Origin of the sequence: Bradyrhizobium sp. UFLA03-84, assembly GCF_002289535.1 — a bacterium.
Taxonomy (GTDB): Bacteria; Pseudomonadota; Alphaproteobacteria; order Rhizobiales; family Xanthobacteraceae; genus Bradyrhizobium; species Bradyrhizobium viridifuturi.
Map to the genome: position 1 here is coordinate 1 of NZ_NSJY01000007.1, position 26,231 is coordinate 26,231.

Sequence of the window (26,231 nt, forward strand, 5' to 3'; positions counted from 1 at the left end):
GGGGCGGCAGCCGGCGGTGGTGCCGGACGCACGGCGGGCGGTTCGGGGCGCGCTGGTGCTGCAGGCGGCGTCGGATGCGCAGGGGCGGCCGCGGGCGGCGGAGGTGGTGTCGGGCGTGCGGGCGCAGCAGCCGGCGGGGGTGGCGGTGTCGGGCGAGCGGGCGCAGCGGCCGGCGGCGGAGCCGGATGCGCGGGCGGCGCGGCCGCAGGAGGCGCCTGCGGATGCGGCGCAGCGGCGGGCGGCGCGGGATGGGCGGGAGCGCCCGGTGCCGGTCGCGGCTTCGGCTTTCCGTCAGGTCCGAGCTCTTCCTTTGGCTGCGCCTGTGCGACGACCAGCGGCGAAGTTTGTGCGTGCGACGCGGAGGTTGCGAATTGCATCACCGTCAGCGCAGTCGTGGCGAGCAGCACGAGACGAAGCTTTGTCATGGTATTGGAGTCCCCGGGGCGGAAAGTCTGGGCAGGAGGGAAAGTGAGAGCCGAACAATTCGGCAGGACGATGAATTGCCAGCCGTTAGGCCGGATTGTGGCGAGCGCCGAATCATCGACGAAGTTTATTTCGACATTATAACGGGTTGCATGTGTCTTTGTTCACTGGACATTCAGAAGAAACGCTTCGACACATTCGCAATCGATTTGGAACTAAGGCGCGAGGGTGACTTACCGCCCGGGCGGACGATCTGTCGCAGGCGGTGGGCCGGATGGTCCAGGCGGCCCGCGCACCGGTGATTCGTCGGGGGTGTTGCCGGGCAACTCGTCCGGCCGCGGCGGCTCGCCCGGTTCGCGCACGGGCGGCGGAATTTCCGGCTGCGGATTGCCCGGCGGAATTCCAGGCGGCGGTTCGCTCGGATTGCCCGGCGTCGCCGGTGGGATCTCGGGGGGCTCGATCGGCATCACATCGAGGCCCCGTGGCCGATGCCAAGTCGCGTCGCGTGCATTGATCGCTCCGTTGTCGTTCGAAGCGATAACGGATCGCGCGCCGCGCCGTTCCTGCCGGCGTTATCCTGGTGCGTGGCAGACCGCCTCGATGTTGTGGCCGTCGGGATCGAGCACGAACGCGCCGTAATAGTTCGGGTGATAATGCGCGCGAATGCCCGGCGCGCCGTTGTCGCGGCCGCCGGCCGCCATCGCGGCCTTGTAGAAGGCGTCGACGGTAGCGCGGTCCTTGGCGGTGATGGCGATGTGCACCGGCTTGTTCATCGCGCCTTCGCCGCCGATCCAGAAATCCGGCTTGCCGTTGGCGCCGAAGCCTGCCGCCGGCGCGTGGCCGGTGACTTCCGCAGGCACTTCCATGATCAGGCCGTAGTCGAGCGGTGCCAGCGCCGTCTGGTAGAACGCCTTCGCGCGTTCGTAGTCAGAGACCGAAAAGCCGATATGGTCGATCATCGCGAGCCTCCCTTGTTGCATCCGCGCTCTCGCTTCACCTCCCCTTTTAAGGGGCTTCAGGGGAAGGAGAAGATTGTTCGGTGCGACCGGCCTCAGCCGCGCGCAAGTCTCAGCTCCGCACCAGCAGCGTGTTGCTTCGCGTCCGGCCCTGATCGACGTAACCACGCGTGTGCATGTCCGCAATGCAGTCGTCGGTCCATTCGTCCTTCGACAGATGCTCGATCACGACCGCGCGCGGCCACAGTTGCTCCGGCGCGTCGCGGAAGAAGCCGACCAGCACACGATCCTCGAAACCTTCGACGTCGATCTTCAGCGCATCGACCTTGTCAGCGCCGGCCTCCTCGAGGATGCGTTGCAGCCGCAGCGACGGCACCTTGAATACCTTGCCGGTGGGCGTGCCGATGACGATGTGGCTGGCACCGAGATTGTCGCCGTCGGTCTCGATCATCAGCTCGCCGTCGGTGGGGCCTGCGGCCGCGGCGACCAGGCGCACCTGCGGAAAGCCTGAGGCCTGGGTGTTGAATTTGAGCCGCGCATGCGTGATCGGATGCGGCTCGATCGCGATCACCTTGCCATCGGGTCCGACATCGCGCGCCAGCGCCAGCGCATAGGTGCCGACATTGGCGCCGAGATCGACGAACGTGCCGCCGGCGCCGACATGGCGGCGCAGGAACGCGAGCTCTTCGAGGTTGTAGTCGGGATTGAACAGCGCACCGCGCTCGGTCGCGCTGTGCTGGTGATGGAAGCGGAACGATGCGCCTTGGTAGGTCACATCGAGCGGTCCCGCGCCGAGCAGATTGACAAGCCGCGACAGCCATGGCCGGAACGCGCCGCGCCTCAATCCGGTGCGATGCGCAAGCCGGATGATGGCGGCCTGTGCCGCATTGGGCGCCAGGGCGCCGAACGGCGCCGGCGAAATGTCGTTGCTGGGGATCACGCATTGCCCTCGTCAAAAGCGGCGCATGCATAGCCGGTTTTGACGGGAGCGCCAACGCCCGTTATGCGGCCTTGGCCGAAGCTCGACGATTCCGCAGGAAGCGCCCGAGCAGCTTTCGCTTGCCCTTGCGCGGGATGAGGTCGACGTCACTGACCAGCTTGGCGCCGCCCTTGCGGCGCTCCAGCACGATCTTGCGGCTGTGAAACGCTTCGAGCTCGACCCGATGAGCGACGCTGACGATGGTCGCGTTCGGCAACTCCGCCGTCACCATCTCCATCATCTTGTCCTGGCTCTTCTCGTCGAGCGCGGAGGTCGCCTCGTCGAGCACGACGATGTCGGGGTTGTGCAGCAGCAGGCGCGCAAACGCGAGCCGCTGCTTCTCGCCGCCGGACAGCGTCTGGTCCCAGGGTGCGTCTTCCTCGATCTTGTCCTTGAGATGGTCGAGGCCGACCTTGTGCAGGGCGTCGCCGATCTGCTCGACGTTCCAGTCCTCCGCCGCGCCGGGATAGGCCACCGCCCGCCGCAGCGTGCCCGAAGGCACGTACGGCTTTTGCGGCAGCATGAACAGGCGGCGGTCCGCATGCAGTCCGACACTGCCGCCGCCCCACGGCCATAGGCCGGCAATGGCGCGGACCAGCGTGCTCTTGCCGGTGCCGGATTCGCCGGCGACCAGCAGCCGTTCTCCCGCATCGATCGCGACTTCGGTTTCGCCGACCACGGCCGTGCCGTCATCGAGCGTGACCGAGAGGTCGTTGAGACTCAGCATGGCCTCGCCCTCGGTCTCGCCGCGTTTGATGCGGCCGAAGCCGTCGCCGGTCTCGGCGCGCTCGAGCCCGTCGAGCGACATCATCAGCGACGCGATGCGGCGTGCGCACGCGTTCCAGTCGGCGAGCCTCGGATAATTGTCGACCAGCCAGCCGAACGCAGTCTGCACGATGGTGAAGGCGGAGGCCGCCTGCATCACCTGGCCCAGCGTCATGCTGCCGTCGAGGAACTTTGGCGCGCACAACAGCAAGGGCACGACCGGCGCGATGAGATTCGATCCCTGCGAAACGAGCGTCGTGCGCATATGCTGCCCGGCGAGCCGCGCCCATTGCCGCAGCACGTTCGAGAATGTCCTGTCGATGCCGTCGCGCTCTTCGGTCTCGCCGCCGAGCAGCGCGATGCTTTCGCCGTTCTCGCGCACGCGGGTCAGCGTGTAGCGGAATTCGGCTTCCGCCTGGTTCTTGTCCTCGGATATCTGCACGAAGCGGCGACCGATCACCATGATCGAGCCGGATGCAATGGCGGCGTAGATGATCGCGGCAATCACCAGGAAGCCCGGGATGGTGATGGACGAGCCGCCCAGCGTCACCGTCAGCGCGCCGCCGATCGTCCAGAGCACGACGATGAACGTGATGGCGGACAGCAGCGCCGACGTCACGCCGGCGATGAAGTCGACCGGCGAGTCGGTCGCGATTCGCAGATCCTCGGCGATGCGGTATTCCGGATTCTTGTGATCGCCGTCGACCAGATTAAGCTGGTAGTAGCGGCCGTTCGCCAGCCAGCGCGACACCACGGCGTTGGTCAGCCAGGCGCGCCAGCGCCGTTGAATCCCCATGCGGCCGAATACCTGCGCGACGCCCAGCAGGACGCTGCCGATCGCGAGCGGAAAGAAGATCGCGGTGAGGTGGAAGACGCTGACCGAATCCCGCTTCTCGATCGCATCGAAGATCGCGCGATTCCAGACGTTGATGCCGTACTGGACGGCGACGTTGGCGACGATCAGCAGCAGCAGGCCGATCGTGAACAGCCACGCCAGCCGGTCGCCATTGCGGCCCCAGTAGCCGCGCGCAGTGATCCAGAATCGGGTCAGCAGATAGTCTTTGCGCGCCTGTTCGGCTTCCTCGGGCGACAGTTCGGGATCGGGTTCGAGGATTTCAGGCGGCGGCGGTTCGACATGGTCGCCGTTTTCCGCAATGACCTCGACAAATTCCGATTTGTCGTCCGCTTTCTTGTCGTCCGCTCCGCTCGGTGCAGCGTTGCCGTCCGCGGCACCGCCGCGCTTCGCTCTCGCGTTCCGAGGCAAGGTGGCCTTGGCCGGCGAGGGCCTGTTCGACGATCCGGATTTTGCCTCAGCCTTGCCCATCGCGCGACAACGCGAGGGAAATCACAAGGTTCCAGTGCGGTTCCGAGGCATGCAGAATCACCGGACGACAGCGTGCTGAGCTGTGCCAGCGCAATCACCTCACCCCGCCGGCGCCTGATCCCGCCGCAGCCGGCGCGAGCGTGCGGCCTTGTGCAGCATGCGCGCCAGCTGCTCGGCCGAATAGGGTTTCTGCAGCAGCTCGAAGCCGCCGCTGCCCTGCTGCGACAGCACCTGGCTGTAGCCGGAGGCGAGCACGATCGGCAGATCGAGCCGCTGCCGGCGGATCTCCTCGGCAAGCTCGATGCCGCTCATGCCGGGCATCACGACATCGGTGAACACGAGGTCGAACCGGCCGGGGTCGACGGTCAGCTCCTCCAGTGCGTGGGTGGCGTTCTCCACCAGCACGCAGGTGCAACCGAGCTGGGTCAGCGTGTCGGCGGCGAACTTTCCGACCTCGGCATTGTCCTCGACGATCAGGACCGTTGCGCTGGTCGGATCGACCGAAGGCGCATCCTCCATGAGCGGCGATTGCGCGCTGTGCTTGCCGACGACGCGCGGGAGATACAGCGTGAATGTCGAGCCCTTCCCGACCTCGCTGCTCACGGTGACCTCGCCGCCGGACTGCTTGGCGAAGCCGAACACCTGCGACAGGCCGAGGCCGGTACCGTGACCGACCTCCTTGGTGGTGTAAAACGGCTCGAAGATGCGGCCGAACAGCTCCTGCGGAATTCCGACGCCGGTGTCGGCCACCGACACCGCAACATGGCCGTGCGGGCTCGGCGGCGTGCTGGTCTCGGACGGCAGATTGTCCACGGCGCGGACCGCGATCGTGAGCCGGCCGACGCCGTCCATCGCGTCGCGCGCATTCACCGCCATATTGATGATGGCGGTCTCGAACTGGCCGGCGTCGGCGTTGACGAGGCAGGTCTGGTCCGGCACCTGCGCCGTGATCTCGATGCGCGAGCCGATCAGGGTCGCGATCATCTCGCTCAGGGTGCGGACGTTCTGGCAGGCATCGAACACCTCGGGCTTGAGCGTTTGCCGGCGCGCGAACGCAAGCAGCTGGTTGGTCAGCTTGGCGGCACGGTTCACCGTGTTGGAGATCGCATCGATGTAGCGCTGCCGCCGCGGCTCCGGTAGGTCCGGCCGCCGCAACATGTCGACCGACGCGCGGATCACGGTGAGTAGATTGTTGAAGTCGTGTGCGACGCCGCCGGTCAGTTGCCCGAGGGCTTCCAGCCGCTGGCCATGCCGCAATGCCTCCTCGGCTTCGATACGCTTGTTGGCCTCCTCCTCCAGGCGCTCGGTTCGCTGATAGGCGAGCACCAGCAAGCCGAACAGCAGCGCGGTGGCCGGGATGCCGAAGATCAGGTGCTGGGCCATGGTCGTGATCCAGCGCGCCCGGATCGCCAAGGTTTCCAGGCCGGCGCTGACATAGATCGGGTATTCGGCCAGCCGCTCATAGCGCATGCGCCGTTCGATGCCATCGACGGGGGAGCGGATCGTCATGGTGCCGGCCTGCGGATTGGCGGCCATCTGCTGTCCGAGCGGCCCGCTCGGCTCGAACCTGGCGTCGTGGTCGACGACCGGGAAGTGCGCCAGCACCGCGCCGTCGGTCCGGATCAGCGCCAGGAAGCTGCCGGGCTCGCGGCCGATCCGCGCATAGAAGTTTTCGAAATACTCCGGAAGCACCGAAGCCTGGATCACGCCGGCAAAGCTGCCGTCCGGGTTGCTGCGGCGCCGGCCGACGCTGAAGAACCGCGCGCCCTGATAGGGCGGCCGCGGGGTCAAGACCTCGCCGATATAGGTGCCGATGTCGCGCTCGACATGGATCCGGAAGTAGTCCCGATCCGAGAAATCGATGTCGGGAGCCGGCTCCACCAGGCTGTTGACCAGGGCATGGCCGCTGGCATCGAACACCCAGATCGATTTCACCTGGGGAAGCGTCTCGGCAACCTGGCGCAGCCGCTCGTGCAGGCTCTTCTCGCGCGCGACGATCTCGGCATCGCTCATGCCGCGGACGACCTCGGTGACCTCGCCGAGGCTGCGGTCGATGGTCTCGAACACCTTGAGCGCGTGTTCATGGGTGACGTCGAGGGTCCGCTGGATTTCCTGGTCGGCGGCCTCGCTGGTCGAGATCCGGGACATCGCCGAAGCGAACAGGAACAGCGCCAGCGGAAGGGCCAGCGAGCCAGCCATCATCCATTGCAGCAGTCTCAGCGAATTGCGTGGTGCGGTCGGCACGGGCGCTCCGGCTCCTTGCAGACCTTAACGCAAACCATTGTGCCGGAGGAAGCAAATCCCCGTCCCGGATCGCCGTATCGGAAGCTCGTCCGCGTCCGCGGGCAACGAAAGTCGGTTCGGGGCGCTCGGTCGGCTGCCGGCTCGAACTCAGGCCCGGCGCGGCGGGGCGATGACCGCCGGCCTGGCGGGGCCGGCCACGCCGCCCGCGGGGATCACGACCCCGTTAGCCGGAGCGCGGCAGTCAAGCGGAAAATCGGCCGGGAAGACGATCGGAGACGCTCTTTTTAGGGGTTCTAAAACCTCTCACGGGCAAATGCTTGACCCTGTGACTACCTGCTGAAAAACAGGCCGCATGACAGGCGATCCAGACACTTCCCAGGACATTCTTCACGACACCCGGCTCGGGCATGCGGATCGCGGTTTTGTCGGCAAGATCATCAGGCTCGATGCGCTCGTGACGGGCTCATCGCTCTCTCCGCAGGAGCTGGAGCAGCGCCTGGTCGAGATGGGATTTGTGGAAGGCGCGCGCGTGGAAATCCTGCACGAAGGCACGATCCGGCGGGACCCGATCGCGGTGCGCGTCGACAACATCACGATCGCGCTGCGCCGGAGCGAAGCCATGGCCGTGATCGTCGAATGACAACTGCATCCCTGCGCCTGGCGCTGGTCGGCGCGCCGAACACCGGCAAGACGTCGCTGTTCAACAGCCTGACCGGCAGCCGCCAGAAGGTCGCCAATTATCCGGGCGTCACGGTCGAGCGCAAATCCGGCGGCTTCGTCACGCCGGAGGGCCGCAGCGTCACCGTGCTCGACTTGCCCGGCACCTATTCGCTGCGCGGCCGCAGCCCGGACGAGGAGATCACCCGCGACATCGTGCTCGGCCGCTTCGACGGCGAGGCGGTGCCCGACCTCATGCTCTGCGTCGCGGACGCCACCAATCTGCGGCTGACCCTGCGGCTGGTGCTCGAGCTGAAGCGCGTCGGCCGGCCGATGATGCTTGTGCTCAACATGATCGACATCGCAAGGCGGCGCGGCGTGACGATCGATCTCGATCGGATGTCGCAGGAGCTCGGCCTGCCGATCGTGACCTCGGTCGCGGTTCGCAAGGGCGGTGTCGACGAACTCCTGAAGCGGACCGACGAATTCCTGGCGAAGTCGCATGAGGCGGCGGCCAGCGAGTGGACGACGCCGACGATTGCCGACCTCAAGGCGGCGCAGCGCGAGGCGGATCGCATCATCGCGGCAGTGGTGACGCTGCCGACCAAGCCGGACACGCTGACCAACCGGATCGATTCGGTCGTGCTGCATCCGGTCTGGGGTCTCGTGATCCTGGCCGTGATCCTGTTCGTGATGTTCCAGGCGGTGTTCACCTGGGCACAGCCGGCGATGGAGCTGCTGTCGGACGGTTTTGCCGCGCTCGGGCAGCTGATCCATGACCTAATGCCCGCAGGCTGGGGCCTGTTGCAGAGCTTCCTGCAGAACGGCCTGATCTCGGGCGTCGGCAGCGTCATCGTGTTCCTGCCGCAGATCATCATCATCTTCCTGTTCATCCTGCTGCTGGAAGATTTCGGCTACATGGCGCGCGCCGCGTTCCTGATGGACCGCATCATGGGTGGCGCCGGGCTGCATGGCCGCGCCTTCATTCCGTTGCTGTCGAGCTTCGCCTGCGCCATTCCCGGCATCATGGCGACGCGGGTGATCGACAACCGCCGCGACCGCCTGACCACGATCCTGATCGCGCCGCTGATGACCTGCTCGGCGCGGATTCCGGTCTACACGCTGATCATCTCGGCCTTCGTTCCGGCGACCACGCTGTGGGGCTTCGTCAATCTGCAGGGGCTCGTGATGTTCGGCCTCTATGCCGCCGGGATCACCAGTGCGCTGACGGTCTCGGCGATCGCGAAATTCTTCCTGTGGCGCGACCACGCGCCGGCGCCGTTCATGCTGGAATTGCCCGACTACAAGATGCCGCGGCTGCGCAGCATCGCGATCGGCGTATTCACCCGCGCCAAGATGTTCCTGTATCGCGCCGGCACCACGATCCTCTCGATGATGGTGCTGATCTGGTTCCTGGCGTCGTTCCCGCAAGCGCCCGCCGGGGCCGAGGGGCCGGCGATCAACTACAGCTTCGCGGCGATGATCGGCCACGCGCTCGAGCCGCTGCTGCGACCGATCGGCTTCAACTGGCAGATCGCGGTGGCGCTGATCCCGGGTATGGCGGCGCGCGAGGTCGCGGTCGCTGCGCTCGGCACCGTCTATTCGATCGAGGGCGGCAAGGAGGCGGCCGATCAGATCGGCCAGGTGCTGGCGCAGAAATGGACGCTGGCGACCGCGCTGTCGCTCCTGGTCTGGTACATCTTCGCCCCGCAATGCGCCTCGACGCTCGCGGTGATCCGCCGCGAGACCGGCGGCGCGAAGTGGATGGTGGTGACGTTCATCTACATGCTCGCGCTGGCCTATGCCGCAAGCTTCCTGACCTTCAATTTGGCGCAGGCGCTCGGCCTTCATTGATAAGAGCCGTTGTGGCGGCAATGGGTGCAACAGGCCGAACGACGAAGTAGAGTTCATCCGGGGGCGCCTCACGCGCATCCTCGGGTTCCCTGCGAGACCATGCAATGTCGACCTACGGCCTGGAGCGGCTCTTTTCGCCTCGAAGCATCGCGGTGGTCGGCGGTAGCCCGCGTCCGTCATCGCTCGGCGCAGCCGTGCTGCGAAACGTCAGGGCGAGCGGCTTTGCCGGCAAGGTCGGCGTCGTCAACCGGCAGTATGCCGATGTCGATGGCGTGCCGACCGTTCCGGACCTGAAGTCGCTGCCATTCGTTCCGGATCTCGTCGTCATCAGCGCGCCGCCGGCCGCGGTCCCGGAGATCGTGGCGGAGGCCGCCTTGGCCGGGGTTGCCGGCGCCGCGATCCTGTCGGCTGGTCTCGGCTACGGCGCGGGGTCGCTTGCGGAGCTTGCAGGGCAGACGGCGCGGCGGCACGGCATGCGCCTGATCGGGCCGAATTGCCTCGGCGTCATGGTGCCGCGCGCCAAGCTCAATGCAAGCTTCGCCTCGCATCAGCCGCCCGATGGACATGTCGCGCTGATCTCGCAGTCCGGCGCGGTCGCGTCGGCGATGATCGAATGGGCGGCGGAGCGGCGGCTCGGCTTCTCCGGTATCGCCTCGATCGGTGACCAGCTCGACGTCGACGTCGCCGACCTCCTGGATTATTTCGCGCTCGACGATCATACCAACGCCATCCTGATCTACCTCGAGGCGGTCAAGGATGCGCGCAAGTTCATGTCGGCGGCGCGCGCCGCGGCGCGCATGAAGCCGGTCATCGTCGTCAAGTCCGGCCGGATGGCGCAGGGGGCGAAGGCCGCCGCGACCCACACCGGTGCGCTGGCCGGTTCGGATGCGGTCTATGACGCCGCGTTCCGCCGCGCCGGCATGCTGCGCGTCTACGACCTTCGCCAGCTGTTCGATTGTGCCGAGCTGCTCGGCCGCGGCTTCGTGCCGCGCGGCAACCGGCTCGCGATCCTGACCAATGGCGGCGGGCTCGGCATCCTCGCGACCGACCGGCTGGCCGAGCTCGGCGGCGTTCCCGCGACGCTGATGCCGCAGACCATTGCGCGGCTCGATGAGTTGCTGCCGCAGGGCTGGTCGTGCGCCAATCCGGTCGACATCGCGGGGGATGCCGATGCCGCCCGTTACGTGGTGGCGCTCAACGCGCTGCTCGATGACGCCAACAACGACGCCATCCTGGTCGCGAATGTGGAAACCGCGGTGGCGCCCGCCGTGGGAATTGCCGAGGCCGTGGCGCAATGCGTGCGTGACCGCAGGACCAAGCGCAGCGCAGTCGCCGCACTGGTGCTCGCGGCATGGGTCGGCGCCGACGAGCGCACCGGCGCGATCTTCGAGGCGGCGCGGATTCCGCATTTCCCGACCGAGGACGATGCGGTTCGCGCCTTCATGTATCTGGTGCGCTACCGTGAGGCCTCTACGGCGCTCGCGGCGACCCCGCCCGGCGTCGCGTCGGTGTTCACGCCAGAGACGGCGGCGGCGCGGCACGTCGTCATGAATGCGCTGTCGGAAGGACGGGCATGGCTCGATCCGGCCGAGATCGTCGCCCTGTTCAAGGCCTATCGCATTCCGATTGTGACGACGCTCGTCGCCGACAGTGCCGAGGATGCTGCCGAGATGGCGGCGCCATTCCTCGCCGAGGGACATGCGATCGTGGTCAGGGTGTTCTCGCGCGACATCAGGCACGCGTCCGATGTCGGCGGCGTCATCCTCGACCTGCGCACCAGGGACAGTGTGATCGAGGCTGCCAGGACGGTTTTGAAGCGCGCACGAAGCGCGCGGCCCGACGCCATCCTGCAAGGCGTGACGATCCAGCCGATGATCGTGCGGCGCGCTGCGCGCGAATTGATCCTCGGCATCGCCGACGATCCGACCTTCGGCCCGGTGATCGTGTTCGGTCGCGGCGGCCCCGCGGTCGAGGTGATCAACGACAGGGCGCTGGCGCTGCCGCCGCTCGACATGAATCTCGCCCATGAGCTGGTCGGACGCACGCGTGTCTCGCGGTTGCTCGGCGGCTATGGCGATGTGCCGGCCGTCCCGGCCGAATTGGTGCCGCTCACCTTGGTCAAGTTGGCGCAAATGGCCGCCGACATTCCCGAGGTCGCCGAGCTCGACATCAATCCGATGCTGGCGGACGAGACCGGCGTGCTCGCGCTCGATGCGAGGGTCGCGATCCGCAAGCCCGCCCGGCTGTTCGCCGGCCAGACCAGGCTCGCGGTCAGGCCCTATCCGTCGCAATGGGAGGGCGAGCTCGCGTTACGTGACGGCTCGCGCGTCACGGTGCGCCCGATGCGGCCGGAGGACGAGCCGATGGTCGATGGCTTCTTCAAGCGCGTGAGTGCCGAGGACCTCAGGCTGCGCTTCTTCCATGCGATGAAGGAATTTTCGCACGCGTTCATCGCGCGGCTCACCCAGCTCGACTATGCGCGCGCGATGGCCTTCGTGGCGCTCGATCCAGTGAGCGGCGAGATGATGGGCGCGGTACGGCTGCATTCGGACTCGCTGTACGAGAACGCCGAATACGCGATCCTGCTGCAGTCCGATCTCAAGGGCAAAGGGCTCGGCTGGGCGCTGATGCAGCTCCTGATCCACTATGCGCAGTCGGAGGGACTGAAGCGGCTGTCCGGCCAGGTGCTCACCGAGAACACCACGATGATCGGGATGTGCCGCGATCTCGGCTTCACCGTGACGATGGATCCGGAGGATCACAGCATCGTCGACGTCGTGCTCGACCTCCGCAAGCCGGGGGTCGATGCGGTCGGTGCCGATATCCTGATCCGGCCCACGGCGACTGGCGGCTGATAACAGCGCCAGTCGCGGTCGCGGCAAATCAGATCTGGCGTTCGACCATCTTGAACTTGAGCTCGGCGATCGCCTCGGACGGGTTGAGGCCCTTCGGGCACGCCTTGGCGCAGTTCATGATGGTGTGGCAGCGATAGAGACGGAACGGATCTTCGAGATTGTCGAGCCGCTCGCCGGTCGCTTCATCGCGCGAATCGGTGACCCAGCGCGTTGCCTGCAGCAGCGCGGCAGGGCCGAGGAAGCGTTCGCTGTTCCACCAGTAGCTCGGGCACGAGGTCGAGCAGCAGGCGCACAGGATGCACTCGTAGAGACCGTCGAGCTTCTCGCGGTCCTCGTGGCTCTGCCTCCATTCCTTCTGCGGCGTCGGCGTCGTGGTCTTCAGCCACGGCTCGATCGAGGCATACTGGGCGTAGAAATTGGTGAGGTCAGGGACCAGGTCCTTCACCACCGGCTGGTGCGGCAGCGGATTGACCTTCACCGCGCCGCCCGCGCCGACATCGTGCATCGACTTGGTGCAGGCCAGGGTGTTCTGGCCGTCGATGTTCATCGCGCAGGAGCCGCAGACGCCTTCGCGGCAGGAGCGGCGGAAGGTCAGCGTCGGGTCGACGTGGTTCTTGATCCAGATCAGGCCGTCCAGCACCATCGGACCGCAATCATGGGTGTCGACATAGTAGGTGTCGACGCTCGGATTCTTGCCGTCGTCCGGGTTCCAGCGATACACCCGAAATTCGCGGGTCTCGGTGGCGCCGGCCGGCTTCGGCCAGGTCTTGCCGCCGGAAATCTTCGAATTCTTCGGAAGTGCGAATTCAACCATGCTTGCTCGCCTTCGTTCTCAGTAGACCCGCGCCTTCGGCGGGATGTACTGCACGTCATTGGTCATCGTGTAGTCGTGGACCGGTCGATATTCGATCGCGGTCTTGCCGGCCGGGTCGATCCAGGTCAGCGTGTGCTTCATCCAGTTCTTGTCGTCGCGGGCCGAGAAGTCCTCGCGCGCATGCGCGCCGCGGCTCTCGGTACGGTTGGCCGCCGAATCCATCGTCACGACCGCCTGCACGATCAGATTGTCGAATTCCAGCGTCTCGATCAGGTCGGAATTCCACACCAGCGAGCGGTCGGAGACCGAGATGTCGCCGACGCCGCCATAGACCTTATGGATCAGGTTCTGGCCTTCCTGCAGCACGTCGCCGGTGCGGAACACCGCGCAATTGTTCTGCATCACATGCTGCATGCTGTCGCGCAGCTTGGCGGTCGGCGTGCCGCCGGAGGCGTGGCGGAAGCGATCGAGCCGGCCGAGCGCGAGGTCAGCGGAATCCTTCGGCAACTCCGGCTGCTTGGCGTTCGCCGTCAGCTTGTCGGCAAGGCGCAGCGCGGCGGCGCGGCCGAACACCACGAGGTCGATCAGCGAGTTGGAGCCGAGGCGGTTGGCACCGTGCACCGAGACGCAGGCGGCTTCGCCGATCGCCATCAGGCCCGGCACCACCGAATTGTCGTCGCCGTTGCGCTTGGTCAGCACCTCGGCGTGATAGTTGGTGGCAATGCCGCCCATGTTGTAGTGCACGGTCGGCACGATCGGGATCGGCTCGCGGGTGACGTCGACATTGGCGAAGATCTTCGCCGATTCCGAGATGCCCGGCAGCCGCTCATGCAGCACCTTCGGATCGAGGTGATCGAGGTGCAGGAAGATGTGATCCTTCTTCTTGCCGACGCCGCGGCCTTCGCGGATCTCGATCGTCATCGCGCGCGAGACGACGTCGCGCGAGGCAAGGTCCTTGGCCGACGGCGCATAGCGCTCCATGAAGCGCTCGCCCTCGGAGTTGACGAGATAGCCGCCTTCGCCGCGGGCGCCTTCGGTGACGAGGCAGCCCGAGCCGTAGATGCCGGTCGGATGGAACTGGACGAACTCCATGTCCTGCAGCGGCAGGCCGGCGCGCAGCACCATGCCGCCGCCGTCGCCGGTGCAGGTGTGGGCCGAGGTGCAGGAGGCGTAGGCACGGCCGTAGCCGCCGGTCGCCAGGATCGTGGTCTGGGCGCGGAAGCGATGCAGCGTGCCGTCGTCGAGCTTGAGCGCGATCACGCCGCGGCAGACGCCCTGGTCGTCCATGATCAGGTCGATGGCGAAGAATTCGATGAAGAACTCGGCCGCGTGGCGCAGCGACTGGCCATACATCGTGTGCAGCATGGCGTGGCCGGTGCGGTCGGCCGCGGCGCAGGTGCGCTGCGCCTGGCCCTTGCCGTAGTCCATGGTCATGCCGCCGAACGGGCGCTGATAGATCTTGCCGTCCTCGGTGCGCGAGAACGGCACGCCCCAATGCTCGAGCTCGTAGACCGCGTCGGGCGCGTTGCGCACCATGTATTCGATCGCGTCCTGGTCGCCGAGCCAGTCCGACCCCTTCACGGTGTCGTACATGTGCCAGCGCCAATCGTCCGGATGCATGTTGCCGAGCGAGGCCGAGATGCCGCCCTGCGCCGCAACGGTGTGCGAGCGGGTCGGGAACACCTTGGTGATGCAGGCAGTGCGCAGTCCCGCTTCCGAGCAGCCGACCACGGCGCGCAGGCCCGCGCCGCCGGCGCCGACCACGACGACGTCGTAGGTGTGGTCCTGGATCGGATAGGCCTTGCCGTTCGTGGCCGGGCCACTCCCGTTGGTGGCCTTGCCGTTACCTTCGCCGGCCATGGGTCAAACTCCCGATGACAATTTGAGGATTGCGTAGATCGAGGCCAATGCGACCGCGACGCAGAAGAAGTTGTTGGCCATCACGCTGGCGATCTTCAGCTTCTCGTTGTGGATGTAGTCTTCGATCACGACCTGCATGCCGATCTTCATGTGCCAGGTGCTGGCGACGATGAAGAGCAGCAGGATGATGGCGATCGGGATCGAGCCGAGGATCTGCGCTGCGCCGGCATGGTTGCGGCCGATCAGCATGATCACCACGACGATCACGGGAACGATCAGCAGCGTCATCGCGACCGCGGTGAGGCGTTGACGCCAGAAATCGGAGGTGCCGGTATGCGCGGAGCCAAGGCCGCGGACGCGTTCCAGCGGCGTGCGCATCGAGGAAGGGCCGCTCATCGTCCACCTCCAACCGCATAGGCAATGATCCAGACCAGCACGGTCAGCGAGATGCCGGCGATCAGCGCGCCCCAGGTCAGCGCTTCGCGCTCATTGGCCTTGAACCCGTAGCCGAGATCCCAGACGAAATGCCGGATGCCGCTGCACAGATGGTGCATCAGCGCCCACGTGTAGCCGAACACGATCAACTTGCCGATCGCACTGCCGGTGAAGGCCTGGACATTGGCGTAGGCGGTCGGGCCGGAGGCGGCGGCGATCAGCCACCAGGCCAGCAGCAGGGTGCCGAAATAGAGTGCCAAACCTGTGGCACGGTGAACGATGGACAGCGCCATCGTCAGCGTCCACCGGTAGGTCTGCAAATGGGGTGAAAGCGGTCGTTCGATCCTGGCGGTCATCGGCGGGCTTTATGCTGTGAGGGACCGCGCCCGGCCCATCGGGGAACGCGGTAGAGGAGTTCTATTTACGGACTAGGATCACCCCGCGCAACGGCCAATTAGCCTTCGCTCGAACCGAAGTTCATTGTTAGACTTGCCGAATTCTGGTTGATCCGCAGCGTGGTATACTAAATGCAAGGCTAGGCGAACTAAGAAGTGAATCCCTGTTCGCTTACGGCGACAGGCGTGTTCAGCAGGCCGTTGACGGGGTCCGGAAGGCGTCGATCCTGCCCCATTGTTCCACCAGATAATCGACGAATGCCCTGATCTTAGGCGACGCGAGGCGCGCCGGCTGAAGCATCAAATGCAGCGGCGTCGGCGCCGGCTCATGGTCGATCAGCAGGCGCCGCAAGCGGCCGCACGCGAGATCGGACTGCACTTGCCACGACGGCACACGGACGATGCCCGCACCATCCCGCGCCGCAACAACCAACGCGTCTAGGCTATTCATCCAGAGCCGACCGGATATGCGGAATTTGCGACCCGTCTTCGAGCCGTCGGCAAAGCGCCATGCGGCGCTGCCGGGCGAATCGGAAACACCAGGCAGTCATGATCAGCAAGATCGTCCGGCGTCTGCGGCTCGCCGCGCCGAGCCAGATAATCCGGCGCCGCGCACACGATCATCTGCAAATCGGTGAGCTTGCGCGTGATGAGCTGCGAGTCGCGCAAGCGGCCGATGCGGACAGCGAGATGGATATCCTCCTCGACCATGTCGACGGCGCGGTCGATCAACAGCAGGTCGACCGACAGCGCGGGATAGCGGCGCAGAAACTCGACCAGCATCGGTGCGATCACGAGCCGTCCGACCAGGCTCGGTGAGCTCAGTCGAATCCGGCCTGACGGCTGATGCGGGTCCCGCGCCAGCGCCGCCCCCATCTCCCTCACCTCGCCGAGAATCGATTTCGCGCGCTCGTAGAGAATTCGGCCATCGTCGGTCAGCCCGAGCTGGCGCGTGGTGCGCAGCAGCAGGCGGGTGCCGAACTGCTCTTCCAGCGCGCTGATCTGGCGGCTCACCGAAGTCAGCGAGCTCGGCAACGACCGCGCCGCCGCCGACAGGCTGCCGGTCTCGACCGCGCGGACAAAGGCCGCCATCGCCGCAAGCTGGTCCACGCTCGATCCTTCCGCAATCCGCAACAGAGCCTGCTCAAGAGCATAGATACTCCCGAATCCCAAAAGGGGCTATTGATCTGCGCGAACAGCCTCACGGCAATCCGCTATGGGCGCCCAACGAACACTGCGCAAAGGACATGATGGCCGGCCTCGACCCCAGGGAATTGCTCGAGCTTGCGCTGCTGCTGGTCGCGGTCGGCGCGCTGTCCGGCTTTCTTGCCGGCCTGTTCGGGATCGGCGGCGGCGCGATCCTGGTGCCGGTGTTCTACGAATGCTTTCGCCTTGCCGGCGTGCCGCTCGAGGTGCGGATGCCGCTGTGCATCGGCACCTCGCTCGCCATCATCATCCCGACCTCGCTGAGCTCGTTCCGCGCCCATTATCGCCGCGGCGCGGTCGACATGACGATCCTGAAGCGGTGGTGGCTGCCGATCATGATCGGCGTCGCCGCCGGCAGCGTCACCGCACGCTTTGCGCCGGAGCGGCTGTTCAAGATCGTGTTCGTGATGGTGGCGTGGTCGGCGGCAGCGCGGCTGCTGTTGGCGCGCGAGACCTGGAAATTCGGCGACGACGTGCCGAAAGGTTTCCTGATGCGCGTCTATGGTTTCTTCGTCGGCCTGCTGTCGACGCTGATGGGCATCGGCGGCGGCCTGTTCGCCAATCTGCTGATGACGTTCTACGGCCGGCCGATCCATCAGGCGGTCGCGACCTCGTCCGCGCTCGCGGTGCTGATCTCGATCCCCGGCGCGCTGGGTTATGTCTACGCCGGCTGGCCAGCCGCCGCGCGCTTTCCGGACGTTGCCGCGCTGCAACTGCCGTTCGCGCTCGGCTACGTCTCCCTGATCGGCGCGCTTCTGGTGATGCCGACCACGCTCGTCACCGCGCCGCTCGGCGTGAGGATCGCGCACGCGCTGTCGAAGCGCGCGCTGGAGGTGGCGTTCGGGGCTTATCTCTTCATCGTCGGCGGACGGTTTGTGATCAGCCTTGTCGGCGGGCATTAACCCGTCTTCGCTGCTACGTCATTGGTGGTGGCGTTCCTTTGGCGCTCTAAACACCAGCAGGAACGGCAAATCCCGTGCGATGGGGTCTCTTGCGATGGGGTCTCTTATGCAACCAACTTCGACCACTTTTCAAAGATATCCCAAAGACCGTCCCCCTTTCTTTTTTGACTGACCACTCCGTATGCGAAGGTAACCACCATGCGCACCGGATTGAAGGGACCAAGCTTAAATGCCACGAGAACGGGCTGTCCGTAGTCTATAAATTTCTTGTTGGCGAGCGGCTGTTCCCACTTCAAGGATGGATGGTTCTTCAAGAAGACCTGACTCAAGTACATCCCAATATCCATAGCGAGAGACAGGGTGTGGTCGGTCAGCTCCTCGCAAGGAATATCGATCGGGAACTTCGTTTTTTTCTCGATGTTCTTGATCTCATTCTCCGAACGCGGACGGACAGCAATCTGGGTCACGAACCACTGCCCCAATAAGCTGAGAGAACTTGGATTTCCATCCGGCTGCCAACTTTCGTAGCCGGGAGTGCTCTGGACTGCCTTGGTTAGCTTGCCCACGCGCTGTGGGAGCGCCTCGCCAAACCATTCGAGATAGCGACCAAGTTCCTTTTTCGGCATCTCTTCAAAGGAGAGCGTAAAGGGCGGTCTTATCGGTTCGTAGGTCATAATCAACCCGTAGCCCGGATGGAGCGAGCGTAGTCCGGGAATCCCACCAATGATTAGACCGGTCCCCGGATTACGCCTCGCTTCATCCAGGCTACGCAGCCGAGCTACTTCGCGTAAATATCCTTATACGTATCCCGCAGAATGTTCTTCTGCACCTTGCCCATCGCGTTGCGCGGCAACTCATCGACGACGAAGACGCGCTTGGGCATCTTGAACTTGGCGAGCCGCCCGTCGAGCGCCTTCAGCACCGCGGCCTCGCTGACATCGGCGCCCTTGTTGCAAACCAGGACGGCGGTGACGCCCTCGCCGAAATCGGCATGCGGCACGCCGATCACGGCGGATTCGATTACGCCGGGCATGGCGTCGATCTCGCTCTCGATCTCCTTCGGGTAGACGTTGAAGCCGCCGGAGATCACGAGGTCCTTGCCGCGGCCGAGGATGTGGACATAGCCCTTGTCGTCGATCTTGCCGAGGTCGCCGGTGATGAAGAAGCCGTCGGCGCGGAATTCGGCCTTGGTCTTCTCCGGCATCCGCCAGTAACCCTGGAACACGTTCGGACCCTTGACCTCGATCATGCCGATGGTCTCGCGCGCCAGCTCCTTGCCGGTCTCGGGATCGGTGACCCGCACCGTCACGCCGGGCAGCGCGAAGCCGACTGCGCCAGGCACGCGGTCGCCCTCATAGGGGTTCGACGTGTTCATGTTGGTCTCGGTCATGCCGTAGCGTTCCAGCACGGCGTGGCCGGTGCGCGCCGACCATTCGCGATGGGTGTCGGCGAGCAGCGGCGCGGAGCCCGAAATGAACAGCCGCATGTGCTTGGTGGCGTCCTTGTTCAGGCCGGGGTTCTGCAGCAGGCGGGTGTAGAAGGTCGGCACGCCCATCATCACGGTGGCGCGGGCCATCAGCTTGAGGATCGCATCCGGATCGAACTTCGGCAGGAAGATCATCGAGGCGCGTGCGAACAGCGTCACGTTGCTCGCCACGAACAGGCCGTGGGTGTGATAGATCGGCAGCGCGTGGATCAGCACGTCCTTGTCGGTGAAGCGCCAGTAGTCGACCAGCGAATAGGAGTTCGAGGCGAGATTATCGTGCGACAGCATCGCGCCCTTGGAACGGCCGGTGGTGCCGGAGGTGTAGAGGATCGCCGCGAGGTCGTTGTTTTCGCGCGGCACCGTCGCGAAGTCCTTCGGCGCCTTGTCGGCGGCTTCGGTGAGCGAGCCCTTGCCGGTTGGATCGAGCGTCTCGACCTTGGCGCCGACCTTGCCAGCGATCGCCTTGATGCCCTCCAGCTTGGAGGGATCGCAGACCACAAGCGCCGGCTCGGCGTCCGATATGAAGTATTCGAGCTCGTTCAGCGTATAGGCGGTATTGAGCGGCAGATAGACGCCGCCGGCGCGCACCGTGGCGAGATACAGCACCAGCGCCGAAACCGACTTCTCGGTCTGTGCCGCGACGCGGTCGCCCGGCTTGACGCCGCGCTCAACCAGCACGTTCGCCATCTGGCCGGCGCGCGCGATCAGATCGCCATAGGAGATGCGGCTGCCGTCGAGCTGCTCGATCGCGAGCCGGTTGGGATCGTCGAGGCCGTCGAACAGGCGGGAAAACAGGTTGGCGTTGGTGGTCGTGTTCATGCAACATCCCCTGAGGGGCGAAAGCGCCGGTAACAGTCCGGCTGGATTAGCAAAAACGCCCTTCGGAAAGCAACGGAGACAGTTTGCATGACAAATCATGGGAAACGCGTGGTCTGGGTCACCGGCGGTGGAACGGGAATCGGTGAATCCGGGGCGGAATTCCTGGCTGCGGACGGCTGGACGGTGGTGGTTTCCGGCCGCCGCAAGGAAGAGCTCGACCGCGTGGTCGCCAACATCACGAAAAAGGGCGGCAATGCGGAGGCGATCCCGCTCGACGTCAGCAACAAGGCCGACGTCAACAAGGCGGCCGAGGCGATCGTCGCCAGGCATGGCCGCATCGATCTCCTGGTCAACAGCGCCGGCATCAACGTGCCGAAGCGCAGCTGGGCCGACATGGAACTGGAAGGCTGGGACAAGCTCGTCGAGGTCAACCTCAACGGCGTGCTCTATTGCATGCGCGCGGTGCTGCCGACGATGCGCAAGCAGCAGGACGGCTGCATCATCAACGTCGCCTCCTGGGCCGGCCGGCACGTCTCGAAGATGCCGGGCCCGGCCTACACCACGACAAAGCACGCGGTGCTGGCGCTGACCCATTCCTTCAACATGGACGAATGCGTCAATGGCCTGCGCGCCTGCTGCCTGTCGCCGGGCGAGGTCGCAACCCCGATCCTGAAGCAGCGGCCGGTGGTGCCGAGCGAGGCCGAACAGGCCAAGATGCTGCAGCCCGAGGATTGCGGCCGCACCATCGCTTTCGTCGCCAGCATGCCGGCGCGGGTCTGCATGAACGAGATCCTGATCAGCCCGACCCACAACCGCGGCTTCATCCAGACGCCGGCGAACCGGGATTAGGCGGAGCTCCCTCAACCGGTCGTCCCGGCGAAAGCAGCGACCCATAACCACCGGCGTTGGTGGTTAGCCTACGCTGGAGCCCCAGCTCGCGCAAAAACGATCATTCGTGGTTATGGGTCCCGGCTCGCGCGGAGCCTGTCATCGGGCGGCGCTTCGCGCCGACCCGTTGGCTTGGCCTGGACGACGGCGTGGGTGATTCTACCTTACTCGCTGATCTCGTTCAGCTCCTTGCCGGTATGCTCCGGCACGAACAGGAACACGCCGATCGCCATCGCGATCATCAGCACGGGGATGCAGAGGAACGCCAGCGCGAACGAGCCGGTGTGTTGCTGGAGCGCGATCGAGACGAAGGGGAACAGCACGAAGCCGACGAAATAGGCGATCGCCCAGACCACGCCGTTGGCGGCGCCGCGGATTCGGGTCGGGAAGATCTCAGCGGTGAGCGTCGTGCTCGGGCCCCAGAAGCCGAGGAAGCCGAGACACCAGGCGAGCCCGAACGTCCACAGCAGGACGCGATCCTCCGAATAGACCCAGAGCGTCATGAAGATCGCGCCCTCGATCAGGGTCACGATGAAGGTGCGGCGGCGGCCGATCTTGTCGATCAGCCAGCCGACCAGGCAGAGGCCGAGGAAGCCGCACAGGCCGTAGAACACGTAGAACAGGCTGTACTCGGTGGTCGACCAATGCTTCTCGGTCGACAGGTACAGCGGCATCCAGGCGCCGACGGTGCCGTAGATACAGGTCGAGGCGCAGGCAACGAACAGCGCGACCAGGGTCGAGGGCAGCACATCGGGCATGAACACCTGGCTGATGCCGACCGACTTGGCCTTGGTGAACCAGTTGTGGTCGTCGTCGCTGACGGTGCCGCCGCGCGCCAGCGTCTCCGAGATGCGCCGCTTGCGGTCCTGCGAGCGCACCCAATAGGGCGATTCCGGACAGGTCGAGCGGATATAGATCGCCAGCAGCGCGATCACACCGGGCACCATCACGGCGATGCGCCAGCCGAAATTGGCGGCGATGAGGCCAGTGATCGCACCGGCAAGCGTGGCGCCCAGGCACCATGCCGAGCGGGTGATGCTGATGACGCGGCCGCGCAGCCGCGCCGGCCAGGTCTCCGCCACCAGCATCGAGCCGAGCGACCATTCGCCGTTCAGCGCGAAGAACAGCAGTGAGCGCGCGATCACGAACACCGCAAAGGTCGGCGACAGCGCCGCGACCGGCATCAGCAGCGAGAACAGCGCGATGTTGACCGCGAGCAGCGTGCGGCGGCCATAGCGGTCGGCGAGCCACGGCCAGAAATAGAGCCCGGCGATGCCGACGAACAGCGCGATCTGCATGCCGGAGCGATACTCCGGCAGGGTGAGCTGGAATTCCTTGATCACCATCGGCGAGATCAACGCGAAGATCACGCCGTCCATGCCGTCGAAGCCCCAGCCGAGCGCGTTGGCGGTGGCGATGTGCCAATGGGTCTTCGTGAGTTCGGTGCTGCCGGCGACGGCGCGGTAGTTGGCGTATTGCAGATGCTTCTGTTCGAGCGGACCGACGTCGCTGTCGGCATCGTTCACCATGGGCGCGGCGCGCCCATCCGCCGTAATGCTGCTCATGACCGGCATCCCCACGACCGCCTGCGGCGAAGCTGCGCCGCAATCTCAGGCTGAACCAATCGAACAATGGCGGCAAGCAAATTGCTCGCGGCAGCGCACGCGTCCATTCCGTTGAATGGAATGCGGGATGGGTTGCGCGAAGCCTCGCGCATACGGAGCGCGGCGCGGCCGGTTTCAGGAATCACAAAGAATTATTTCCGGAAACCGCCCGGAAAACCTCGCGTAGCTCAGCTCAACGACGGCGCTTGCATCAACCAACCCGCGCCGTTGTTGCCCCTTCATCGCCGGCGGAGACGCGCCGGCCAGATTACCCATTGGGAGACGAAATCATGTCGAAGCGTATTGCCTATCTCGCTGCCGCCGCCTTCAGCGCGCTCGCGATCACAGCCACCGTCATCGCGCCGGTCCGCGCCGAAGAAAAGACCGTGATGGTCGGCGGCGCCGCGATGTTCCCGTCCAAGAACATCATCCAGAACGCCGTCAATTCGAAGGACCACACCACCCTCGTCGCCGCGGTGAAGGCCGCCGGCCTGGTCGGCACGCTGGAAGGCAAGGGCCCGTTCACGGTGTTCGCGCCGACGAACGCCGCGTTCGGCAAGCTGCCGGCGGGAACCGTCGACAGCCTCGTGAAGCCCGAGAACAAGGCGACGCTGACCAAGATCCTCACCTACCATGTGGTGCCCGGCAAGCTCGAGGCTTCCGACCTCACCGACGGCAAGATGCTGAAGACCGCCGAGGGCGAGCAACTGACCGTGAAGCGGCAGGACGGCAAGGTCTGGATCGTCGATGCCAAGGGCGGCACCTCGATGGTGACGATCTCCAACGTCAACCAGTCGAACGGCGTCATCCATGTGGTCGACACCGTGCTGATGCCGGCGTCGTAACACCCGGCCGCCCGGTTTAGTCCCTGACCGGTCCGACGAGATCGCGAGCCGGAGCCTCGCCCCGGCTCGCATTTTTGTGACCACATGAAGTGGCCAATATCAAACTGATGATGCCCGACCCTGTAACGGAATGCCGGTTCCCGGCGTATAAGCCGGTAACGACCACGAGCAGAGAACTTTCATGACGAGCCTTGCCGTCAGCGACCACCAGGCAGAGACCGCAACACCGGTGAAGGTGATCCAGCCGGTGTGGGTCCGGATCGTGCACTGGACCAACGCCTTCGCGATGATCCTGATGATCATGTCCGGCTGGCAGATCTACAACGCCTCGCCGCTGTTCAGTTTCACCTTCTCGCGCAGCATCACGCTCGGCGGCTGGCTCGGTGGCGCGCTGCTCTGGCACTTCGCTGCGATGTGGCTGTTGATGGTCAACGGCCTGACCTATCTGGCGCTGGGTTTCGCGACCGGCCGCTTCCGCAGGAAGCTGCTGCCGATCACCCCTGGCGGCGTGATTGCCGACACCAAGGCGGCGCTGACCTTCAAGCTGTCGCATGACGATCTCAGCAAATACAACTCGGTGCAGAAGCTGCTCTATGCCGGCATCATCATCGTCGGCGTCGTGATCGTGCTGTCCGGCCTGTCGATGTGGAAGCCGGTGCAGTTGCACTGGCTGGCGTCGTTGTTCGGCGGCTACGACATCGCCCGCTATGTCCACTTCACCTGCATGGCGCTGATCGTCGCCTTCCTGGTGATCCATGTCGCGCTCGCGCTGCTGGTGCCAAAGAGCCTGCGCGCCATGATCATCGGACGCTGAGGGAGGGTATTATGGGTCGTCTCAGAAAACTCCTCATCCCCGGCGTCGACAAGAAGCTGCTGGTGCGCGATGCGGTGAAGACGATGCCGGAGCTGACGCGCCGTCGCTTCATCACGGCCGGCACCAGCCTCGGCGCGCTGACGCTGCTGACCGGCTGCGACGTGGTCGATTCCTCGTCGGCGGAGGAATTGCTGAAGAAGGTCTCGAAGTTCAACGACGCGGTGCAGGCCTGGATGTTCAATCCGGACGCGCTGGCGCCGACCTTCCCCGAGAGCATGATCACCAAGCCGTTCCCGTTCAACGCCTATTACGACCTCGACGATGCCCCCGTCATCGCGGCGGAGGACTGGAAGCTCGAGGTGCGCGGGCTGGTCGACAACAAGAAGGCATGGACGCTCGACGAATTGTACAAGCTGCCGCAAGTCAAGCAGGTGACGCGCCACATCTGCGTCGAGGGCTGGAGCGCGATCGGCAGCTGGACCGGGACGCCGCTGCGCGACTTCCTCAAGATCATTGGCGCCGACACCCGCGCCAAATATGTCTGGTTTCAGTGCGCCGACAAGGACGGCTACAATTCACCTCTGGACATGCGCACGGCGCTGCATCCGCAGACCCAGATGACGTTCAAATTCGCCGACGAGATCCTGCCGCGCGCCTATGGCTTCCCGATGAAGATCCGGGTGCCGACCAAGCTCGGCTTCAAGAACCCGAAATACGTGCTCTCGATGGAAGTCACCAACGACTACAAGGGCGGCTACTGGGAAGACCAGGGGTATAATTCGTTTAGTGGGAGTTAGCAGCCGTCATCTCGGCCTAGTGCGCAATTGCGCACTAGGCCGGGACGACCAGGCTTACGGCCCCACCTTCCTCTGAAACGCCGACAGCAGCGCGCCGAGCGCGAGCATCGCGGCCGAGACGTTCAGCGCGAATGACAAGCTGCCGACCGCGTCGGTGATTGCGCCGACCACGATCGGCCCGAGCGTCTGGCCGATGCCGAAGGCGATGGTCATCGCCGCGATCGCGGTCGGCCAGGCTTCCGGCGGGTAGTTGAGGCGCACGAAGGCGGTGGTCGAGCCGACCACGGCGAAGAACGCGACACCGAACACCAGCGCCGAGATCCCGAGCAGCAGCGGCGAATGGCCGAAGATCGGCAGAGCGGCGCCGAGCGCGTTGACGCCGAGAATGATTGTTGTCGCGAGCCCGCCGCGGTCGAGCGCCAGCACCCGCCGCCACACCCATGGCGTGACGAATGCGCTGACGCCGATCAGGCTCCAGAATGCGCTCTGCGCCACCGCGCCGCCGCCACCGTCGCGGACATAGGCGATCATGAAGGTCATGTAGGCGATGTAGCCCGCGCCGAACAGGAAGTAGGCGGCGAGGTAGATCAGGACCGGCCTCACGGCGAATTTGGTCCGCACGATGCCGCCGGCGATCGCGTCGGCGTGGAATGGCGCAAGTAGCAGCGGCACGGTCATGATCACCGAGAGCAGGGTCATCGCCCACCACACGATCCACCAGGAGCCGGCGCCGAAGCCTTGCAGCACGAAGGGCGCGATCAGGCCGGATGCCAATATGCCGATGCCTGGCCCGGCATAGAACAGGCTGAGCAGGAAGTTGGCGCGTTCCGGTCGCGATTGCGCGATGGTTGCCGCGAGTGCGCCGCCGCCGACAAAGCCGATCGCGGCAGCGAAGCCGGCCAGGAGGCGGGCAAAGCTCAGCACGGCAAAATTGCCCGAGATGGCGCAAAGCGCCAGCGACAGCACGCAGGCCAGTGTCGACCAGCGCACCGATGTGGCGAGCCCGAAGCGCTGGATCAGCCGCGAGGCGAACAGCGCGCCGACCAGATAGCCGGCGGCATTGATCGTGTTCATGAAGCCGGCGGCCGAATACGACCACGCCAGCGAGTCACGCATATCGGGCAGCACCAGCGAATAGGCGAAACGGCCGATGCCGAGGCCGACCGTCGGTGCAAGCGATAGAATCAGGATCAGCCGCGCGGGGTGCGGGTAGGATGGGGTGGGGGCTCTCACAATTCACTCCGGCAATACCGGCATTGTGGCAGGCCGCGGCGCTCCTGCCCACCACTGGAGGCCGCAACACTGTCTT

General features: G+C 65.4%; 23 protein-coding genes and 1 pseudogene. 8 read left to right on the forward strand and 16 right to left on the reverse strand.

What is annotated here, in order from left to right:
- The 6 genes and pseudogenes from CK489_RS42060 to CK489_RS09345 form a co-directional block, all read right to left on the reverse strand.
- Window positions 1-425 (reverse strand): annotated as a pseudogene (locus CK489_RS42060) (OmpA family protein); the annotation flags it as partial.
- Between the two features lie 231 nt (window positions 426-656).
- Window positions 657-890, reverse strand: a complete 234-nt coding sequence (locus tag CK489_RS42150) for a hypothetical protein (RefSeq protein WP_095732110.1) — start codon at window positions 888-890, stop codon at window positions 657-659.
- A 105-nt stretch (window positions 891-995) separates the two neighbouring features.
- Complete coding sequence (locus CK489_RS09330) at window positions 996-1,382, reverse strand: VOC family protein (protein WP_050631429.1); 387 nt, start codon at window positions 1,380-1,382, stop codon at window positions 996-998.
- Between the two features lie 109 nt (window positions 1,383-1,491).
- Window positions 1,492-2,319 (reverse strand): FkbM family methyltransferase, encoded by an 828-nt coding sequence (locus tag CK489_RS09335; RefSeq protein ID WP_095732111.1) that lies wholly within the window; start codon window positions 2,317-2,319, stop codon window positions 1,492-1,494.
- A gap of 61 nt (window positions 2,320-2,380) precedes the next feature.
- Window positions 2,381-4,447: an ABC transporter ATP-binding protein/permease gene (locus tag CK489_RS09340; protein ID WP_198960882.1), complete on the reverse strand. Its 2,067-nt coding sequence runs from the start codon at window positions 4,445-4,447 to the stop codon at window positions 2,381-2,383.
- Window positions 4,448-4,546: 99 nt separating this feature from the next.
- Window positions 4,547-6,691: a hybrid sensor histidine kinase/response regulator family protein gene (locus CK489_RS09345; RefSeq protein WP_094194336.1), complete on the reverse strand. Its 2,145-nt coding sequence runs from the start codon at window positions 6,689-6,691 to the stop codon at window positions 4,547-4,549.
- 352 nt (window positions 6,692-7,043) lie between these two features.
- Here CK489_RS09345 and CK489_RS09350 point away from each other — a divergent pair, with 352 nt between their 5' ends.
- The 3 genes from CK489_RS09350 (at window position 7,044) to CK489_RS09360 (ending at window position 12,057) form a co-directional block, all read left to right on the forward strand.
- Complete coding sequence (locus tag CK489_RS09350; protein ID WP_095732112.1) at window positions 7,044-7,331, forward strand: FeoA family protein; 288 nt, start codon at window positions 7,044-7,046, stop codon at window positions 7,329-7,331.
- Window positions 7,328-9,202, forward strand: a complete 1,875-nt coding sequence (feoB, locus tag CK489_RS09355) for a ferrous iron transporter B (RefSeq protein ID WP_050631431.1) — start codon at window positions 7,328-7,330, stop codon at window positions 9,200-9,202. The genes CK489_RS09350 and feoB overlap by 4 nt, the downstream gene beginning before the upstream one ends.
- A gap of 104 nt (window positions 9,203-9,306) precedes the next feature.
- The gene (locus CK489_RS09360) at window positions 9,307-12,057 is read left to right on the forward strand and encodes a bifunctional acetate--CoA ligase family protein/GNAT family N-acetyltransferase (protein WP_095732113.1); all 2,751 of its coding nucleotides are present in this window, start codon (window positions 9,307-9,309) and stop codon (window positions 12,055-12,057) included.
- Between the two features lie 28 nt (window positions 12,058-12,085).
- Here the strand turns inward: CK489_RS09360 and CK489_RS09365 are convergent, their stop codons facing one another.
- From CK489_RS09365 to CK489_RS09385, 6 genes are all read right to left on the reverse strand, one after another.
- Window positions 12,086-12,871, reverse strand: coding sequence for a succinate dehydrogenase iron-sulfur subunit (locus CK489_RS09365; protein WP_050424944.1), 786 nt, complete (start codon window positions 12,869-12,871; stop codon window positions 12,086-12,088).
- 18 nt (window positions 12,872-12,889) lie between these two features.
- Window positions 12,890-14,731 carry a succinate dehydrogenase flavoprotein subunit gene (gene sdhA / locus CK489_RS09370; protein WP_095732114.1) on the reverse strand — a complete coding sequence of 614 codons (1,842 nt, stop codon included), beginning with the start codon at window positions 14,729-14,731 and terminating at the stop codon, window positions 12,890-12,892.
- A 3-nt stretch (window positions 14,732-14,734) separates the two neighbouring features.
- Entirely contained in the window at window positions 14,735-15,109 is a 375-nt protein-coding gene (sdhD, locus tag CK489_RS09375) for a succinate dehydrogenase, hydrophobic membrane anchor protein (RefSeq protein WP_094194339.1), read from the reverse strand.
- A 14-nt stretch (window positions 15,110-15,123) separates the two neighbouring features.
- Window positions 15,124-15,522: a succinate dehydrogenase, cytochrome b556 subunit gene (sdhC, locus tag CK489_RS09380; RefSeq protein WP_095732115.1), complete on the reverse strand. Its 399-nt coding sequence runs from the start codon at window positions 15,520-15,522 to the stop codon at window positions 15,124-15,126.
- A 229-nt stretch (window positions 15,523-15,751) separates the two neighbouring features.
- The gene (locus CK489_RS42155) at window positions 15,752-16,108 is read right to left on the reverse strand and encodes a LysR substrate-binding domain-containing protein (RefSeq protein WP_349626921.1); all 357 of its coding nucleotides are present in this window, start codon (window positions 16,106-16,108) and stop codon (window positions 15,752-15,754) included.
- On the reverse strand, window positions 16,009-16,671 hold the full coding sequence (locus CK489_RS09385; RefSeq protein WP_245350302.1) for a LysR substrate-binding domain-containing protein: 663 nt from the start codon (window positions 16,669-16,671) through the stop codon (window positions 16,009-16,011). Before CK489_RS09385 ends, CK489_RS42155 begins: the two co-directional genes overlap by 100 nt.
- A gap of 137 nt (window positions 16,672-16,808) precedes the next feature.
- On the opposite strand from CK489_RS09385, the gene CK489_RS09390 reads away from it, so the two are divergent.
- On the forward strand, window positions 16,809-17,669 hold the full coding sequence (locus CK489_RS09390; RefSeq protein ID WP_095732116.1) for a sulfite exporter TauE/SafE family protein: 861 nt from the start codon (window positions 16,809-16,811) through the stop codon (window positions 17,667-17,669).
- Between the two features lie 104 nt (window positions 17,670-17,773).
- On the opposite strand, the gene CK489_RS09395 is transcribed toward CK489_RS09390, so the two are convergent.
- Both CK489_RS09395 and CK489_RS09400 read right to left on the reverse strand, forming a co-directional pair.
- On the reverse strand, window positions 17,774-18,343 hold the full coding sequence (locus CK489_RS09395; protein ID WP_143278112.1) for a hypothetical protein: 570 nt from the start codon (window positions 18,341-18,343) through the stop codon (window positions 17,774-17,776).
- A 104-nt stretch (window positions 18,344-18,447) separates the two neighbouring features.
- Window positions 18,448-19,974, reverse strand: coding sequence for a malonate--CoA ligase (locus CK489_RS09400; RefSeq protein ID WP_095732118.1), 1,527 nt, complete (start codon window positions 19,972-19,974; stop codon window positions 18,448-18,450).
- Window positions 19,975-20,061: 87 nt separating this feature from the next.
- Here CK489_RS09400 and CK489_RS09405 point away from each other — a divergent pair, with 87 nt between their 5' ends.
- Window positions 20,062-20,823, forward strand: coding sequence for an SDR family oxidoreductase (locus tag CK489_RS09405; protein WP_095732119.1), 762 nt, complete (start codon window positions 20,062-20,064; stop codon window positions 20,821-20,823).
- A gap of 203 nt (window positions 20,824-21,026) precedes the next feature.
- Here the strand turns inward: CK489_RS09405 and CK489_RS09410 are convergent, their stop codons facing one another.
- Window positions 21,027-22,427, reverse strand: coding sequence for an MFS transporter (locus CK489_RS09410; RefSeq protein WP_095732136.1), 1,401 nt, complete (start codon window positions 22,425-22,427; stop codon window positions 21,027-21,029).
- 329 nt (window positions 22,428-22,756) lie between these two features.
- Here CK489_RS09410 and CK489_RS09415 point away from each other — a divergent pair, with 329 nt between their 5' ends.
- The 3 genes from CK489_RS09415 to CK489_RS09425 all read left to right on the forward strand — a co-directional run bounded on the left by CK489_RS09415 (window position 22,757) and on the right by CK489_RS09425 (window position 24,922).
- Window positions 22,757-23,311: a fasciclin domain-containing protein gene (locus CK489_RS09415; RefSeq protein ID WP_050631437.1), complete on the forward strand. Its 555-nt coding sequence runs from the start codon at window positions 22,757-22,759 to the stop codon at window positions 23,309-23,311.
- A gap of 181 nt (window positions 23,312-23,492) precedes the next feature.
- A complete protein-coding gene (locus CK489_RS09420; protein ID WP_095732120.1) occupies window positions 23,493-24,125 on the forward strand; it encodes a cytochrome b/b6 domain-containing protein in 633 nt (210 codons plus the stop codon).
- An 11-nt stretch (window positions 24,126-24,136) separates the two neighbouring features.
- Window positions 24,137-24,922 carry a molybdopterin-binding protein gene (locus CK489_RS09425; protein ID WP_095732121.1) on the forward strand — a complete coding sequence of 262 codons (786 nt, stop codon included), beginning with the start codon at window positions 24,137-24,139 and terminating at the stop codon, window positions 24,920-24,922.
- A 54-nt stretch (window positions 24,923-24,976) separates the two neighbouring features.
- On the opposite strand, the gene CK489_RS09430 is transcribed toward CK489_RS09425, so the two are convergent.
- Entirely contained in the window at window positions 24,977-26,155 is a 1,179-nt protein-coding gene (locus tag CK489_RS09430; RefSeq protein ID WP_095732122.1) for a YbfB/YjiJ family MFS transporter, read from the reverse strand.
- Window positions 26,156-26,231 lie beyond the last annotated feature (76 nt).

What these genes read in the sequence shown, in the direction of transcription:
- sdhD (WP_094194339.1), bottom strand. Translation starts at nt 15,109, where the DNA reads ATGCGCACGCCGCTGGAACGCGTCCGCGGCCTTGGCTCCGCGCATACC.
- sdhC (WP_095732115.1), bottom strand. Translation starts at nt 15,522, where the DNA reads ATGACCGCCAGGATCGAACGACCGCTTTCACCCCATTTGCAGACCTAC.
- CK489_RS09395 (WP_143278112.1), bottom strand. Translation starts at nt 18,343, where the DNA reads ATGACCTACGAACCGATAAGACCGCCCTTTACGCTCTCCTTTGAAGAG.
- sdhA (WP_095732114.1), bottom strand. Translation starts at nt 14,731, where the DNA reads ATGGCCGGCGAAGGTAACGGCAAGGCCACCAACGGGAGTGGCCCGGCC.
- CK489_RS09410 (WP_095732136.1), bottom strand. Translation starts at nt 22,427, where the DNA reads ATGAGCAGCATTACGGCGGATGGGCGCGCCGCGCCCATGGTGAACGAT.
- CK489_RS09365 (WP_050424944.1), bottom strand. Translation starts at nt 12,871, where the DNA reads ATGGTTGAATTCGCACTTCCGAAGAATTCGAAGATTTCCGGCGGCAAG.
- CK489_RS09330 (WP_050631429.1), bottom strand. Translation starts at nt 1,382, where the DNA reads ATGATCGACCATATCGGCTTTTCGGTCTCTGACTACGAACGCGCGAAG.
- CK489_RS09415 (WP_050631437.1), top strand. Translation starts at nt 22,757, where the DNA reads ATGTCGAAGCGTATTGCCTATCTCGCTGCCGCCGCCTTCAGCGCGCTC.
- CK489_RS09340 (WP_198960882.1), bottom strand. Translation starts at nt 4,447, where the DNA reads ATGGGCAAGGCTGAGGCAAAATCCGGATCGTCGAACAGGCCCTCGCCG.
- CK489_RS09400 (WP_095732118.1), bottom strand. Translation starts at nt 19,974, where the DNA reads ATGAACACGACCACCAACGCCAACCTGTTTTCCCGCCTGTTCGACGGC.
- CK489_RS09425 (WP_095732121.1), top strand. Translation starts at nt 24,137, where the DNA reads ATGGGTCGTCTCAGAAAACTCCTCATCCCCGGCGTCGACAAGAAGCTG.
- CK489_RS09420 (WP_095732120.1), top strand. Translation starts at nt 23,493, where the DNA reads ATGACGAGCCTTGCCGTCAGCGACCACCAGGCAGAGACCGCAACACCG.
- CK489_RS09405 (WP_095732119.1), top strand. Translation starts at nt 20,062, where the DNA reads ATGACAAATCATGGGAAACGCGTGGTCTGGGTCACCGGCGGTGGAACG.
- CK489_RS09360 (WP_095732113.1), top strand. Translation starts at nt 9,307, where the DNA reads ATGTCGACCTACGGCCTGGAGCGGCTCTTTTCGCCTCGAAGCATCGCG.
- CK489_RS09350 (WP_095732112.1), top strand. Translation starts at nt 7,044, where the DNA reads ATGACAGGCGATCCAGACACTTCCCAGGACATTCTTCACGACACCCGG.
- feoB (WP_050631431.1), top strand. Translation starts at nt 7,328, where the DNA reads ATGACAACTGCATCCCTGCGCCTGGCGCTGGTCGGCGCGCCGAACACC.
- CK489_RS09390 (WP_095732116.1), top strand. Translation starts at nt 16,809, where the DNA reads ATGATGGCCGGCCTCGACCCCAGGGAATTGCTCGAGCTTGCGCTGCTG.
- CK489_RS42150 (WP_095732110.1), bottom strand. Translation starts at nt 890, where the DNA reads ATGCCGATCGAGCCCCCCGAGATCCCACCGGCGACGCCGGGCAATCCG.